This window comes from Chromobacterium sp. LK11 (genome assembly GCF_001043705.1).
GTDB classification, from domain to species: domain Bacteria; phylum Pseudomonadota; class Gammaproteobacteria; order Burkholderiales; family Chromobacteriaceae; genus Chromobacterium; species Chromobacterium alkanivorans.
Genome location: NZ_LDUR01000034.1, coordinates 1 through 15,413 on the forward strand (window position 1 = coordinate 1; position 15,413 = coordinate 15,413).

The 15,413-nt window shown below is 66.4% G+C and carries 12 protein-coding genes; 8 read left to right on the forward strand and 4 right to left on the reverse strand.

The window, feature by feature from the left end; genetic code table 11:
- Window positions 1–400: 400 nt before the first annotated feature.
- The 3 genes from gntK to VK98_RS18575 all read left to right on the forward strand — a co-directional run bounded on the left by gntK (window position 401) and on the right by VK98_RS18575 (window position 3,372).
- The gene (gene gntK / locus VK98_RS18565) at window positions 401–928 is read left to right on the forward strand and encodes a gluconokinase (RefSeq protein WP_048415465.1); all 528 of its coding nucleotides are present in this window, start codon (window positions 401–403) and stop codon (window positions 926–928) included.
- Between the two features lies 1 nt (window position 929).
- Window positions 930–2,267 carry a gluconate transporter gene (gene gntU / locus VK98_RS18570; RefSeq protein ID WP_048415466.1) on the forward strand — a complete coding sequence of 446 codons (1,338 nt, stop codon included), beginning with the start codon at window positions 930–932 and terminating at the stop codon, window positions 2,265–2,267.
- Between the two features lie 199 nt (window positions 2,268–2,466).
- A complete protein-coding gene (locus VK98_RS18575; RefSeq protein WP_048415467.1) occupies window positions 2,467–3,372 on the forward strand; it encodes a sensor domain-containing diguanylate cyclase in 906 nt (301 codons plus the stop codon).
- A 31-nt stretch (window positions 3,373–3,403) separates the two neighbouring features.
- Here VK98_RS18575 and VK98_RS18580 read toward each other — a convergent pair whose 3' ends face one another.
- Window positions 3,404–4,246 carry a hypothetical protein gene (locus tag VK98_RS18580; RefSeq protein WP_048415468.1) on the reverse strand — a complete coding sequence of 281 codons (843 nt, stop codon included), beginning with the start codon at window positions 4,244–4,246 and terminating at the stop codon, window positions 3,404–3,406.
- 387 nt (window positions 4,247–4,633) lie between these two features.
- Here VK98_RS18580 and dhbC point away from each other — a divergent pair, with 387 nt between their 5' ends.
- The 4 genes from dhbC to VK98_RS18600 are packed head-to-tail and all read left to right on the forward strand — an operon-like array spanning window position 4,634 to window position 9,130.
- Window positions 4,634–5,818 (forward strand): isochorismate synthase DhbC, encoded by a 1,185-nt coding sequence (gene dhbC / locus VK98_RS18585; protein WP_048415469.1) that lies wholly within the window; start codon window positions 4,634–4,636, stop codon window positions 5,816–5,818.
- Window positions 5,815–7,461, forward strand: a complete 1,647-nt coding sequence (locus VK98_RS18590) for a (2,3-dihydroxybenzoyl)adenylate synthase (protein WP_048415470.1) — start codon at window positions 5,815–5,817, stop codon at window positions 7,459–7,461. The genes dhbC and VK98_RS18590 overlap by 4 nt, the downstream gene beginning before the upstream one ends.
- Window positions 7,458–8,339, forward strand: coding sequence for an isochorismatase family protein (locus VK98_RS18595; RefSeq protein ID WP_048415471.1), 882 nt, complete (start codon window positions 7,458–7,460; stop codon window positions 8,337–8,339). Before VK98_RS18590 ends, VK98_RS18595 begins: the two co-directional genes overlap by 4 nt.
- The gene (locus VK98_RS18600; protein WP_048415472.1) at window positions 8,336–9,130 is read left to right on the forward strand and encodes a 2,3-dihydro-2,3-dihydroxybenzoate dehydrogenase; all 795 of its coding nucleotides are present in this window, start codon (window positions 8,336–8,338) and stop codon (window positions 9,128–9,130) included. Before VK98_RS18595 ends, VK98_RS18600 begins: the two co-directional genes overlap by 4 nt.
- 241 nt (window positions 9,131–9,371) lie before the next feature.
- On the opposite strand, the gene VK98_RS18605 is transcribed toward VK98_RS18600, so the two are convergent.
- The 3 genes from VK98_RS18605 to cysD form a co-directional block, all read right to left on the reverse strand.
- Window positions 9,372–10,376 carry a BMP family protein gene (locus VK98_RS18605; RefSeq protein WP_048415473.1) on the reverse strand — a complete coding sequence of 335 codons (1,005 nt, stop codon included), beginning with the start codon at window positions 10,374–10,376 and terminating at the stop codon, window positions 9,372–9,374.
- A gap of 299 nt (window positions 10,377–10,675) precedes the next feature.
- A complete protein-coding gene (cysN, locus tag VK98_RS18610) occupies window positions 10,676–12,112 on the reverse strand; it encodes a sulfate adenylyltransferase subunit CysN (protein WP_048415474.1) in 1,437 nt (478 codons plus the stop codon).
- Window positions 12,112–13,038, reverse strand: a complete 927-nt coding sequence (gene cysD, locus VK98_RS18615; RefSeq protein WP_048415475.1) for a sulfate adenylyltransferase subunit CysD — start codon at window positions 13,036–13,038, stop codon at window positions 12,112–12,114. Before cysD ends, cysN begins: the two co-directional genes overlap by 1 nt.
- A gap of 208 nt (window positions 13,039–13,246) precedes the next feature.
- Here cysD and VK98_RS18620 point away from each other — a divergent pair, with 208 nt between their 5' ends.
- Complete coding sequence (locus tag VK98_RS18620; protein WP_053077484.1) at window positions 13,247–15,406, forward strand: HDOD domain-containing protein; 2,160 nt, start codon at window positions 13,247–13,249, stop codon at window positions 15,404–15,406.
- The last annotated feature ends 7 nt before the right edge of the window (window positions 15,407–15,413 follow it).

Here is a 15,413-nt window from a genome sequence, read left to right on the forward strand (position 1 = left end):
AGCGGTTTTCGCCTTGTCTCGCTCTTGCTCGCGAGATCGTAAACACGTCTAAGAACCTGTTCAATGTCTGCTGCGCTGCGGCGATACGGCGTTAAAAACCGCTTCGAAATGCTCATGTACCACTCGTACATTCCGCTTTCTCAGCGGTTTTCGCCTTGTCTCGCTCTTGCCCGCGGGACTTTGAACAGGCGCTAAGCCAGTGCTGGAATACGACACCGGCCTCCCCGTAAAATCCCTTAGCAATCAAGCCCTCAAGCGATGACGCCGGTTCCTGATCAAGCCCGGCGCTCAAAACGCTTGCCTGCGCGCCGCAAAGCCGACATATTGTTATCGGCATAATGTTACCGGTAACAATCACGATCCGCCTTCATACCATCCGACAACTCATTGGAGTGGCTTCATGAATTCCACACCACATCAGGTTTACGTGCTGATGGGCGTCTCCGGCTGCGGCAAGTCCGCGCTCGCCGCGCGGCTGGCCCAACACCTGACATGCGCCGTGCTCGACGGCGACTTCCTGCACCCGCGCGCCAATATCGACAAAATGGCCGCCGGAACGCCGCTGGACGACGCCGACCGCCTCCCCTGGCTCGCCGCGCTCAGCGACGCCGCCTACGCCATGCAACGCAGCAACGCGCTGTCCGTCATCGTCTGCTCCGCGTTGAAACGGCGCTACCGCGACCAACTGCGCGCCGGCAATCCCCAGCTGTCCTTCCTGTACCTGAAAGGCGATTTCGACCTGATCCTGCAGCGGCTGCAGGCCCGGCAAGGCCATTTCCAGAAAGCCGACATGCTAGCCTCGCAATTCGCCGCGCTGGAAGAGCCGGGGCCGGACGAGACCGACGTCCACACCCTGGACATCCGTCCCGAACTGGACAGCGTCGTCGCCGCCGCGCTGCGCCTGATCCAGTCCCGCCGGGAGCGCTGACATGTCCATCGCAACCCTGGTATTGACCGCGCTGGGCTCGGTCGCCCTGCTGTTGTTGCTGGTGATGAAGGCGCGCCTACACGCTTTCATCGCGCTGATGCTGGTCTCCATCGGCGCCGGCGTGGCCTCCGGCATGCCGGTGGAGAAAATCGCCGACACCATGCAAAAAGGCATGGCCGGCACCCTGGGCTTTCTCGCCGTGGTGGTGGCGCTGGGCGCGATGTTCGGCAAGATCCTGCACGAGACCGGCGCGCTCGATCAGATCGCCGGCCAACTATTGAGCCGCTTCGGCGAACGGCGCGCGCATTACGCGCTGGGCGTGGCCGGGCTGGTCTGCGCGCTACCGCTGTTCTTCGACGTCGCCATCGTGCTGCTGATAGGCGTGGTGTTCGCGGTGGCGCGCCGCACCGGCGGCAATGTGGTCAAGCTGGCGGTGCCGCTGTTCGCCGGCGTGGCCGCCGCGGCGGCCTTCCTGCTGCCCGGCCCCACGCCCATGCTGCTGGCCTCGCAGATGCAGGCCGACTTCGGCTGGATGATCGTCATCGGACTGGCGGCGGCGATTCCTGGCATGCTGCTGGCCGGACCGCTGTTCGGCAGCTTCATCAGCCGGCACGTCAGCCTGGCGCTGCCGGACGACATCAGCGAGCCGACGCTGGAACGCGGCCGCATGCCCTCCTTCGCCTTCAGCCTGGCCCTGGTGCTGTTTCCGCTGCTCATGGTGGCCTGCAAGACCCTGGGCAGCCATCTGGCGACGCCGGGATCGGCCGTCTTCCACTGGCTGCAGTTCATCGGCCACCCGTTCAGCGCCATCCTGGCCGCCTGCCTGATCGCCATCTACGGCCTGGCCATCCGCCGCGGCATGAGCAAGGATCAAGTCATGCAGATCTGCAACGCCGCGCTGCAGCCGGCCGGCATCATCCTGTTGGTGACCGGCGCCGGCGGCGTGTTCAAGCAGGTGCTGGTGGATTCCGGCGTGGGACCGGCGTTGGGCAACGCGCTGATAGGCGCCGGCCTGCCCATCGCTGTCGCCTGCTTCGCGCTGGCGGCCGCGGTCAGGGTGATCCAGGGCTCGGCCACCGTCGCCTGCCTGACCACGGTGGGGCTGGTGCTGCCGGCCGTAGAGACCATGGGCTTGTCCGGCGCGCAGCTGGCGGCGCTGTCCATCTGCATCGCCGGCGGCTCCATCGTGCTCAGCCACGTCAACGACTCCGGCTTCTGGCTGTTCGGCAAATTCACCGGCGCCGACGAGGCCCAGACGCTGAAAACCTGGTCCTTGATGGAAACCATACTGGGCACCACCGGCGCGCTGGTCGGGATGGCGGCCTTCGCCATGCTGTAAGCACCTAGCCAGCCTTGGCGTCAGTGGCTGCAGCGGCTCGGCCAGATGAGCGGTCCCAAGCCGTTTTCAACGCCGCCTCGCCGAGGCGCAGCGAACATTGAACAGGCGCTCGGCGCCCGTTCAAGGAGCGGCGCTTACCTTGGCAAGCATGGCCGCCGGGTACGATACTCACTGAAACACGCTCGAGTAGCCCACCGCCATGACGGACGCCCTCTGCATCACCCTGCTTGCCATGCTGGACGACAGCGCGACCCTGGTCGCGCTGTTCGACCAGCACGACAAGCTGCGCTACGCCAACACGGCCTTTCGCCAGAGCTTCTTCCTGGCGCCGGAGGAAAGCCTGAGCTGGGCGGAACTGATGCGGCGCAACCATCGGCAGGGACAGGGCTCGCGAATAGAAACCGACGATATTGAAACCTGGCTGCGCTCCGCCTGTTCGCGCCGCGGCAAGCTGCCTTACCGCGCTTTCGAGGCCGATCTGCGCGACGGCCGCTGGATGTGGATGACCGAAACCATGAGCGCGGACGGCTGGATGCTGTGCCAGGCCAGCGACATCACCGAGCTGCGCGCCGACCGGCGCGCGCTGCGCCAGGAGCGGGACGTGGCGCTGCGCGCCGCCCAGACCGATCCGATGACCGGCATCAGCAACCGCACCCATTTGATGCAGTTGTTGCAACTATTGCTGCAACAGCGGCTGCGGCACACGGCGCCGGCCTGCCTCGCCATCCTGGATCTCGATCACTTCAAGCGCATCAACGACCTGGAGGGCCATCCGGCCGGCGACCAGGTGATTTGCGGCTTCGTCCAGGCCGCGCGCGCCCAGCTGCGGCAAAGAGACGGCTTCGGACGGCTGGGCGGCGAGGAATTCATGCTGCTACTGCCGCAAACCTCGCTGCTCGAGGCGGAACAGTGCTGTGAACGGATTCTCGCCGCCGCGCGGCTGGACCGCCCGCTGGCGGCCAAGCCGGAACTGGGCTACACCTGCTCGATCGGCCTGACCGAGCTGCGCCCCGACGACGACATCGCCAGTTGCTACGCCCGCGCCGACGAGGCGCTCTACCACGCCAAGGGCAGCGGGCGCGATTGCTTAAGCAGCACCCGCTAAACGCCGGCTCGCGGTCGCACGGCCCCTAAGCTCAGTCGGCCGCCAACAGCTCGGACGCCCGCCAGCGCTGGAATCTCCGCTGCGCCGCCGCCACGCTGGACGCGGTCAGCGTCAGACCGCCGCAAGCCGGCGCCCAGCCGTCGGCGCTTTCCGGCGCATCGTCGAAGGCCAGCAAATGCGGCGCGTCTCCCGCCGCCATGCCCGGCCCCAACAGCACCGCGCCGTCCGGATTGCCCGCGCTTTCCACCAGACCCACCCGCCCCTCGTTCAGCAACATCGGGAAGCGGTGGCTGGCCGCCACCGACTGACGCGCGTCGCGGGCGATTTGCAGCTTGTCGGCGTCGCCGGGCTCCAGCAAGACCGGGCAAGGCAGCGCCGACGCCAGCTCGCGGTGGATCTGGCTCTCGATCACGGTGGGCGGCAACAACACCGCGCTGACCAGATCGCTCAGATACGCCATCTCGTTGGGCTGAATCAACACATGCGCCAAGGGAACGCCGGCCGCCAGGCATTGCAGATAAGTCCTTCTTTGCTCCAGCAGCGCTTGCCGTCCGCGCCCCGCCGCCGCCGCGGCAAGCGGCTGGGCCAATACGCTCCAGCCGTCCTCTCGCGACAGCCAGGCGCTCAACTGCTCCGCCTGCTCCAACAGCGCCGGCAAGGGCAAACGCAGCAACAGCACGCGCCGCGCGCCGGTTCCGGCCACCGCGGCCTGGGCCAGGCGGCGGCCGCGCGCCACCGTCTGCCGCGCCCTGTCGTCCGCCATCGCGTCGGCCATCAGTTCGCGCGGCGAGGGCAAACGCCGCAAGCCCATCGGCTCCGCCGCCTGTACGCTATCGGGAACACCGTCCATGCTGTCGCTGCCTTCGGAATACATTGTCATTCTCCATCTGCGCCTGCCATGCAAGCGGTTCAATTGGCGGCTACGATATTTTTATTGAGAATGATTGTCAATTGCGTTTTTACCAAAATTAGTCCAATCTCCCGGCATGGCTTCCCTCCCTAAGGCCCCGCATGGCCTGCTCTGCAGCGGCTTTAGCCTACTTAGCAGCCTTCTTCGACCTAGTCGGAAAATGACGAAAACATTGACAGGAAGGTCCTAACCCGAAGCTCGGCCTTGACTAAGTCCTAGAGCAAAAATGTGGAATCAATATCATCTGTACGCAATATCACCGTATTGCAATGGATAACGATTATCATTTATATTCGCCCTCGACGCTCAGACGAGCCATCCCCCACCTACCCAGTGGACTCAGGAATAGCGATGAACCAAACCTCACTCGACCCAGCCTATAGCGGCGAACACAATCTGTTGGCCGCCTACCAGGCCGATTCCGCCTTCTTCTTCGCCTCGCCATGCCACACCCTGCTGGCCGAAGGCATCCAACGCGTCATCACCGACGCCGACCCCAGCGCCGCCATCGCCGCCGCGCTGGCCTCGCAGCCGGACCCGGAGCAAGCCGTAGTCGTTGGCGCCATCCCCTTCATGCCGGAACAACAGCCGTGGCTGTTCGTGCCGCAACAGGTACGCCGCGCCGACGCGCTGAAGCAGGAACAGCGCAGCGCGCTGCGCCAGCCCTTGCAAGCCGAGTGCCGATTGACGCCGCAACCGGCGCCGGCCGCCTACTGCCAGGGCGTCAGCGACGCGCTGGCCCGCATCGGCAGCGGCGCGCTGGACAAAGTGGTGCTGTCGCGCACCTTAGAGCTTTCCGCCGAGCAGGCCATAGACCAGCGTCAATTGCTGCTCAATCTGGCCAGCCAGAATCAGCACGGCTACACCTTCGCCGTGCAACTGAGCGAAGACGGCGCGCCGCGCCGCGCGCTGATGGGCGCCAGCCCCGAGCTGCTGCTGGCGCGCTACGGCCATCAAGTGATCACCAATCCGCTGGCCGGCTCCGCCGCGCGCAGCCCGGACCCGGCGGAAGACCGCCGCCGCGCCGACGCCCTGCTGGAATCCGGCAAGGACCTGTACGAACACAAGCTGGTGATCGACGCCGTAGTCGAGGCGCTGGCGCCGTATTGCCGCGACCTGCAGGTGCCGGCCGGCCCGTCGCTGGTTTCCACCGCCACCATGTGGCATCTGTCCACCCGCATCAGCGGCGAGCTGATCGACCCAGCGGTGAGTTCCTTCGAACTGGCGCGAGCGCTGCACCCCACCCCGGCGGTATGCGGCTTCCCGGCCGACCCGGCACGCAGCCTGATTCGCGAGATCGAACCGTTCGACCGCGGCTTCTTCACCGGCATGGTGGGCTGGTGCGACGGCAAGGGCGACGGCGAATGGGCGGTCACCATCCGCTGCGCCGAAATCGCCGAACGCACGCTGCGCCTGTTCGCCGGCGCCGGCATCGTCACCGGCTCGCTGCCGGAAAGCGAGCTGGCCGAAACCGCGGCCAAGTTCCGCACCATGCTGCGCGCGATGGGCCTGGCCGATTTGGCGGAGGCGGCATGAACGAACAACGACTGGGCTGGACCCCGTGGCCTGAAGACTTCGCCCGCCGCTACCGCGAGGCCGGCTATTGGCAGGGCCAGACCCTGTTTTCCATGCTGGCGGCCCAGGCCGAGCAGCAACCGGAAAAACTGGCCCTGGTGGCCGGCAAGCAGCGGCTGAACTACCGCGAGCTCAAGCTCTACGCCGAACGCCTGGCCGCCGGCCTGTACGCCCGCGGCCTGCGCCCTGGCCAGCGCGCCGTGGTGCAGCTGCCCAATTGCGCCGAATTCTTCATCGTCGCCTTCGCGCTGTTCCGCCTCGGCATGCTGCCGGTGTTCGCGCTGCCGGCGCACCGCCGCGCCGAAGTGTCCTACTTCTGCCAGCACACCGACGCCGCGGTCTACATCTGCGCCGACCAGCACGCCGGTTTCGACTACCGCACGCTGGCGGCCGAGCTGCTGCCGCTGGCGCCGTCGCTGCAACAGGTGATCGTGGCCGGAGAAGCCGGCGACTACACCCCGCTCAACAGCCTCTACCTGATGGACCAGCCGCTGCCGGCGGAGCCGGACGCCAGCGGCCTGGCCTTCTTCCAGCTCTCCGGCGGCAGCACCGGCGTGCCCAAGCTGATCCCGCGCACCCATGACGACTATCTGTACAGCTTCGCCGCCAGCGCCGAAATCTGCGGCCTGAACCGCGACAGCGTCTATCTGTGCGTGCTGCCGGCCGGCCACAACTTCCCGATGAGCTCGCCCGGCAGCTTCGGCGTGTTCCACGCCGGCGGCACCGTGGTGCTGGCTTCCGGCCCCAGCGTCGACGAATCCTTCGAACTGATCGCGACCGAGGCCGTCACCATCGCCGCGCTGGTGCCGCCGCTGGTGCCGCTGTGGCTGGACGCCGCCGCCAAGCAGCCGGGCAAGCTGGCCAGCCTGCGCCTGTTGCAAGTGGGCGGCGCCAAGTTCGGCCCCGAGCTCGCCGCCCGCGTCGAGCCCGCGCTCGGCTGCAAGCTGCAGCAGGTGTTCGGCATGGCCGAAGGCCTGGTCAACTACACCCGGCTGGACGACGGCCCGGAACGGGTGCTGCACACCCAGGGCCGGCCGATCAGCGCCGACGACGAAGTGCGCATCGTCGACGACGAAGACCAGCCGGTGGCGCCGGGCGAAGTCGGCCACCTGCTGACGCGCGGCCCTTACACCATCCGCGGCTACTGGCGCGCCGCCGACCACAATCAGCGCGCCTTCACCGCCGACGGCTTCTACCGCACCGGCGACCTGGTGAGCATGAACGCCGACGGCTATCTGACGGTGGAAGGCCGCGCCAAGGACCAGATCAACCGCGGCGGCGAGAAGATCTCCGCCGAGGAAGTGGAAAATCATCTGCTGGCCCACCCGCTGGTGCGCGACGTCGCCATCGTGGCGATGAGCGACCCCTATCTGGGCGAGCGCTCCTGCGCCTTCATCATCCCGCGCGAGCAGCAGGCGATCCGCCTGCCCCAGGTGGCCGCCTTCCTGCGCGAGCGCGGCCTCGCCGCCTACAAGATTCCGGACCGGCTGGAGCTGGTCGACACCCTGCCGCAAACCAGCGTCGGCAAGGTCAGCAAGAAAACCCTGCGCCAGATGCTGGAACAGAAACTGGCCGCGCAGTCCACCCAAAGGTCACAAGCATGAGCATTCCCCGCATCGCCCCCTACGCCATCCCGTCGCAACTGCCGGAAAACCGCGTCGACTGGACGGTAGCGCCGCAGCGCGCCGCGCTGCTGATCCACGACATGCAGGAATACTTCCTGGACTTCTACGACCGCGACGCCGAGCCGGTGGCCACCGCGCTGCGCAATATCGCCGCCATCCGCGCGCGCTGCCGCGAGCTGAACATCCCGGTGTTCTACACCGCCCAGCCGGCGGAACAGACCGACAGCGACCGCGGCCTGCTCAACGATATGTGGGGCCCCGGCCTGCCGGCGCGCCCGGAACGCCACCCCATCGTGGCCGGCCTGAGCCCGGCCGCCGACGACACCGTGCTGACCAAGTGGCGCTACAGCGCCTTCCAGCGCTCGCCCTTCCTCAACCTGCTGCGCCAGCAAGGCCGCGACCAGCTGATCATCTGCGGCATCTACGCCCACATCGGCTGCATGAGCACCGCGCTGGACGCCTTTATGTACGACATCCAGCCCTTCTTCGTCGCCGACGGCCTGGCCGACTTCTCGGCCGAACGCCATGCGATGGCGCTGGAATACGTGGCCCAGCGCTGCGGCGTGACCCTGGACAGCCAGCGCCTGCTGAGCCAGCTGGCCGCCCCGGCCTCCGCCGCGCCCAGCGCGGAAGCGCTGCGCGCCGCCATCGCCGAACTGCTGCAGCAGCCGGCCAGCGACATCGGCCTGGACGACAATCTGCTGGACTGGGGCCTGGACTCCATCCGCCTGATGAGCTTGCTGGAACAATGGCGCGCGCTGGGCGCGGAAATCGACTTCATCGAACTGGCGCAACAGCCCAGCGTCAACGCCTGGCAGGCGCTGCTGGCGCGCCAGCTGGACGGGGTCGCCGCATGAGCGCCAGCTACCCTGAATTCCACGGCCGGCTGGCCGTGGTCAGCGGCGCGGCCCAGGGCATAGGCGCGGCGCTGGCGCGCTCGCTGGCGGACCAGGGCTGCCGCGTGGCGGCGCTGGACCTGCGCGCCGACGGCCTGCAGCAGCTGGCGCTGCACGCGCCGGCCCATGCCGACGGCCGCATCATCCCGCTGCCGCTGGACATCCGCGACGGCGCGGCGGTGGAACAGGCGGTGGCGCGCATCGAGGACGAGATCGGCACCATCGACATGCTGGCCAATGTCGCCGGCGTGTTGCGCCTGGGCACAGTGGAGCAGCTCAGCGACGAGGACTGGCTGCAGAGCTTCGCCGTCAACACCCACGGCGTGTTCTTCCTCAGCCGCGCGGTGGCGCGGCGCATGCAGGTGCGCCGCCGGGGCGGCATCGTCACCGTCGGCTCCAACGCCGCCGAAGTGCCGCGCACCCAGATGGCGGCCTACGCCGCCTCCAAGGCCGCCACCACCCAGTTCAGCAAATGCCTGGGCCTGGAGCTGGCCGAGTTCGGTGTGCGCTGCAATATCGTGTCGCCGGGCTCCACCGACACCGCGATGCAGCGCCAGCTGTGGAGCGACGACGCCATCCCGCCGGCCATCCTGCAAGGCTCGCTGGAGCAGTATCGCACCGGCATCCCGCTGCAACGCATCGCCGCGCCGCAGGATGTGGCCAATGCCGCGCTGTTCCTGCTGTCGGATCAGGCGCGCCACATCACGCTGCATAATCTGTACGTGGACGGCGGCGCGACGCTGGGGATCTGAAAACCTGTTTACGATCTGCTGCGCGTCGTGAAACGTGTCTCGGTGAGTGCAACTTCGAAATGCTCATGTACCTTATGTACATTCCGCTTTCTCAGCCGTTTTCGCCTTGTCTCGCCTTAGCTCGCGAGATCGTAAACAGGTTCTGAGAGCCGATTCACGATCCACCAAGAAAAACGGGCAAGACCAGATGGTCTTGCCCGTTTTCACGTCGCAGCGCCCAGTGCGGCGCGGCCCCGGTGGATCAGTTCACCGGGCAGCGGTTGGCGGCGCGGTAATCCACCACCTTGATCTTGCCGCTGACGATGTCCTTGCGCGCCTGCAGGATCTTCTTCTCCATCTCCGGCGTGATCAGCGAACGGTTGTACTGGTCCAGCGACCAGTCCACGCCGTTTTCTTTCAAGCCCATCAGCTTGACGTCCGGCTTCCACGCGCCGTTCTTGGCGTCGCGCATGGTTTCGTAGACCGCGTTGTCCACGCGCTTGACCATGGAGGTCAGCACCACGCCCGGCTGCAGATAGTTCTGATTGCTGTCCACGCCGATGTAGAACTTCTTGGCGCCCTTGGCCGCCTGAATCACGCCCATATTCGACAGCGCCGCCGCGGCGAACACCACGTCCACGCCGCGATCGAACTGGCTCTTGGCCAGCTCGCCGCCGCGCGCCGGGTCGTTGAAGGCGGCGTGGGTGGTGCCTATCATGTTCTGCATCACCACCGCCTTGGGATTGGCGTACTTGGCGCCCTGGGCGTAGCCGCAGCCGAAGGCGCGGATCAGCGGCACGTCCATGCCGCCCAGATAGCCCACCTTGCCGCTCTTGGACTTGAGCGCGGCGGCCATGCCCACCAGGAAGGAGCCTTCCTGCTCCTTGAAGGCGATGCTCTGCACATTCGGGCCCTTGGCCACCGAATCCACCAGGGTGAACTTCACCTTGGGGAATTCCTTGGCCACGGTCTCGATGGACTGGGTGTAGGCGAAGCCCACCGCCACCACCAGGTCGGCGCCCTTGCGCGCCATATTGCGCAGCATCTGCTCTTTCTGAGCGTCGTTGCTGACCTGGCCTTCGCGGTAGTTGATGTGGAATTCTTTCTTGAAACGTTCGGCGCCGTTGAATGCCGCTTCATTGAAGCTCTTGTCGAACTTGCCGGCCTGATCGTAGATCACGGCGACAGTGAAATCCTTGGCTGCAACCGGGCCTGCCAGCAAGATGGCAGCGGTTGCGCCTGCGATGTGTTTCAGCGCAAACGTCATGTTTTATCTTTTCTATATGGATTACAGGCGATGCGACAGCGCCGCGGGCGGCGTTGCCGGCGCTTCAAGCGAAAGACGGAGGGGGAAACCGAGTGGACCGCGGCTGCCGGAGCAGACGGGACGAAACAGAACCACGCCGCTGCGAACCGCAGCGGATACAACGCGCCAATTGAAGCTGCCGGATTGTAGGCAGCCCGCCGGCGGCTGTAAACCGGCGTGGCCGAATCCTGCAACAACAGGTCGAAAAATGGACAGCCCGCCGTGGAACGGAGGGCTGTCCATCGCTGCACGACACTAGCTCAGCGCGGAAACAGCTGGCCGATGTCCTTGGCCTCCCAGTGCGGGAAGTATTTGCGCACCAGCGCGTTCAGTTCCAGCTCGAAGGCGCGCAGCCGCTGCAACTCGTCCTGCGGCGCGGCCGCCTGCTCCGTCCCGGCCGCCGTGATCATGCCGGCGCCGGCGGTGGCGTTGCTCAGCCGGTCGATCACGATGAAACTGCCGGTGCCGCGACAGGCGGCGTAGGCGTCTATCACCGCCGGCGCGTTCAGGCTGATCCGGCACAGCGCGATCTCGTTCAGATGCAGCGCCTCCGACGGTTTCTGCTCGAGAGTGTTGACGTCCACCTGGTGCAGGATGGCCTCCACCCGGCCGGTGACGAATTTGCCGGCCAGCTTGAAGCCGTACTCCTTGCCGGCGCGCAGCGGCGCGTCCTGCATCCACACCAGGTGAGCGTCCAGACTGTTGCTCACCGCCGGCGGCGGCTGGTCCGCGCGCACCAGCATATCGCCGCGCGACACATCGATCTCGTCCTCCAGCGTCAGCGTGATCGCCTCGCCGGAGCCGGCCGCGGCCAGTTCGCCCTCGTAGGCCACCACGGCCTTGACCTTGCTGCGGCGGCCGGACGGCAGCGCCAGCACTTCGTCGCCGGGACGAATCTCGCCGGCGGCGATGGTGCCGCAGAAGCCGCGAAAGTCCAGATTGGGCCGGTTCACGTACTGCACCGGCAGGCGGAAGGCCTCCAGCGCCGCGTCGCTGCGCACTTCCACCGTTTCCAGCAGCTGCATCAGCGTCGGCCCCTGATACCAGGGCGCGCCCTCGCCGCGGCTGACCACATTGTCGCCGCGCAGCGCGGAGATCGGCACGAAGCGGATGTCCGGAATCGCCAGGCCCTCGGCGAAGGCCAGGTACTCGTCGCGGATGCGCTCGAACACCGCCGGGTCGTAATCCACCAGGTCCATCTTGTTCACCGCCACGATCACGTGGCGGATGCCCAACAGGCTGACGATGAAGCTGTGGCGGCGAGTCTGGGTCTGCACCCCTCGCCGCGCGTCGATCAGGATGATGGCCAGATTGCTGGTGGACGCGCCGGTGGCCATATTGCGGGTGTACTGCTCGTGGCCCGGGCAGTCGGCGATGATGAACTTGCGCTTGTCGGTGCTGAAATAGCGGTAAGCGACATCGATGGTGATGCCCTGCTCGCGCTCCGCCTGCAAGCCGTCCACCAGCAAGGCCAGGTCGATGTCCTGGTCGGTGGTGTTGTACTTTTTGGAGTCGCGCTCTATCGCCGCCAGCTGGTCCTCGAAGATCAGCTTGGAATCGTGCAGCAGCCGGCCGATCAGGGTGGACTTGCCGTCGTCGACGTTGCCACAGGTGATGAAGCGCAGCAGATCCTTGTTTTCGTGCTGGCGCAGGTATTCCAGGATGTCGCCGGCGATCAGATCGGATTGGTGAGTCATCAGAAATATCCTTCCATCTTTTTCTTTTCCATCGAGCCGGCGCTGTCGTGGTCTATCACCCGGCCCTGGCGCTCGGAGGTTCGGGTCAGCAGCATCTCCTGGATGATGTCCGGCAACGTGGCCGCCTGCGACTCCACCGCTCCGGTCAGCGGATAACAACCCAGGGTGCGGAAACGGACCCGCCTGGTTTCAATGCTCGCCTTCTCTTCCGGGCTCAGATATTCCAGTATCCGCTCGTCGTCTATCATGATCAGCGTGCCGTCGCGCTCTATCACCGGCCGTTCGGCGGCGAAGTACAGGGGCACGATCTCGATGTTTTCCAGGAAGATGTATTGCCAGATGTCCAGCTCGGTCCAGTTGGACAGCGGGAACACGCGTATGCTCTCGCCCTTGTCTATCTTGCTGTTGTAGATGTTCCAGAGTTCGGGACGCTGGTTCTTCGGGTCCCAGCGATGGTTGCGGTCACGGAAGGAATAGACGCGCTCCTTGGCGCGGCTCTTTTCCTCGTCGCGGCGCGCGCCGCCGAAAGCCGCGTCGAAACCGTATTTGTTCAAGGCCTGCTTCAGACCCTCGGTCTTCATCACGTCGGTGTGCTTGGCGCTGCCGGCGGTGAACGGATTGATGCCGGCGTCCACGCCGTCCTGGTTGACGTGGACGATCAGATCCCAGCCGTATTCGCGCGCCTGCTTGTCGCGCAGCGCGATCATTTCCCTGAACTTCCAGGTGGTGTCCACGTGCATCAAGGGGAACGGCGGCTTGCCCGGCGCAAACGCCTTCTTGGCCAGATGCAGCATCACCGCCGAATCCTTGCCTATCGAATACAGCATCACCGGGTTTTCGAATTCCGCGGCCACTTCGCGAATGATGTGGATCGACTCCGCTTCCAACTGCTTGAGGTGAGTCAGCCTCTGTTGACCGATGTCCATGCTTCCTGCCCATCCTGTAGATGCGCTCAAATCTACCGAAAGCCCATCGGCGCATCAAAACCGATGGGTTATATCAATATGCTCTTAGCAAATCAACAATTAGTCCAAAGGGCAATAAGAACATCGGCGCAAACCTTGCGGAATCTTCGGCCCGCGCTTCAATAACTGTCTACATTAGTACAAATACGCAAGCCGCACGGAGACAGCGATGAGCCCCGCCGCAGAGCCGGAATACCAAATCGTCGCCACGCTGCACTGCCCCGACGGCCTGTCGGTGCTGCTGGCCAGCCGCGACGGCGCGGCGCTGGCGCTGGTGGAGTCCGCGGCGGAGCTGCCGGACGCGCCGCCGCGTTCGGCCTTCCGCCACCCGCTGCTGCTGGCCTGGCAGGGCCCGGTCCGTCTCGACGGCAAGGACTACGCCGCCTACCGGCAAGACACGCTGCAGCCCTTGCGCCTGAAGGCGCTGCCCGCGCTGCCGCTGGCCGAGCGCATCGGCCTGGCCTGCGACATCCTGGAACCGCTGATCCACCTGCACGCCAGCGGCAAATGCCTGGGGCGGCTCTATCCCGAAACCGTGCTGTCCGACATCCACCAGCGCGTCGCGCTGCTGGGCGAACACGCCTGCCAGGCGCTGAGTCCGGAACGACTGCGCCAGGAACTGCTGCAGGCGGAACAATTGCTGCGCTGGCTGATCAGCGCCGGCGCGCCGGAGCGGGAATGCGATCCGGAGCTGGAGCAATGGCTGGCCGCGCTGCGCGACCCGGCGGCCGACGCCGGCGCCTGTCGCCGCGCTCTGGCCGGCCTGCAGGACTGGCTGGCCCGCCACCAGCGCTTCAACCGCCAGGAAGGCGGCCGCGCCGCGCTGGACCACCTGCTGCAGCGCATGCGCCACGCGCCGGACTTTCCGGCGCTGTCGCAGGCGATCGCCGCCATCAACAAGAGCAACAACGCCGACAGCGAGCGGCTGCAAGCGCTGTCCAGCGCCATCCTCAAGGACGTGTCGCTGACCAATAAGCTGCTGAAAGTGGTGAATTCCGCCAATTTCAGCCAGTACGGCGGCGCGGTCAGCACCATTTCGCGCGCCATCGTCATCCTCGGCTTCGACACCATACGCAATCTGGCGCTCAGCCTGCTGCTGTTCGAACACCTGCACAACCGCGCCCACGCCGACGAGATCCGCGACGTGGCGGTCAAGACCCTGTTCACCGGCCTGCTGGCGCGCTCGCTGGCGCCGGCCTGCGGCGTGCGCGAGGCGGAAGAGGCGCTGATCTGCGGCATGCTGCAAAACCTGGGCGAACTGCTGTGCGTCAATTACTTCCGCGACGAATACCGGCAGATCCAGGCGCTGATCGCCGCCGGCGCCGGCGTAGACCAGGCCGCGCACCAGACGCTGGGCGCCCATTACGCCGACCTCGGCGCCGCCACCGCCGCGCTGTGGCGCTTTCCGGAACGGATTCTGACCGGCATGGAGCCGATGCCGGCCGGCGCGGTGCGCCAGCCGCAAACCGGCGAAATGCGGATGAAGGCCTTAAGCTCGCTGTGCCGCGAACTGGTCTGTCAGCTGACCCAGAGCGGCATCGACCAGGCCGACGCCAGCCGCAAGCTGCTGCAACGCTACAGCCGGGCGCTGGCGCTGGAGTGGGCGCCGCTGGAGCGCGAGCTGGCGCAAGCGCAGACCCTGCTCTCCGCCTATCTGGCGGAACTGGGCCCTGAGGCCGGCCAGGGGCCGCGCTCGCAAGCGCTGCGCCTGGCCAGACTGGACAAGAGCGCGCCGCCGCCGGCCGCCAGCGCGCCCCGGCCATCGGCGCCGGACCCCACCCGGCTGCAGGCCACCGCCGGCTCCGCCGGCAGGATCGCCGTGCTGTCCGCCGGCGTCCAGGACATCACCAACACCCTGCTGGGCGACTACAAGCTCAACGATCTGCTGCGCATCATCCTGGAAACCATGTACCGCGGCCTGGGCTTCGACCACGCGCTGATCTGCGCGCGCAGCGGGTCCGATCTGCCGCTGCAGGCCCGCTTCGGTTTCGGCGAAAAAGTGGAATTGCTGCTGCCGGCGCTGCGAGCCGACATCGACAGCGGCGACAGCCTGTTCCGCAAGGCGCTGGAACGCAACGCCGACATGCTGATCGACGACATCGACGCGCCGGCCATCGCCCAGCACATCCCGGCCTGGTACCGCCAGATGGGCGCGGCCCACACCTTCGTGCTGCTGCCGCTGACCTTGGACAAACGCAAGCTGGGCATACTCTACGGCGACCGCCGCCAGGCGGGATCGCTGGCCATCGCGCCGGAGCAGCTCAGCCTGCTGAAGACGCTGCGCAACCAGGCCTTGCTGGCCATCCGCCAGCAGCCCGCGAAACTTTGAACAGGCG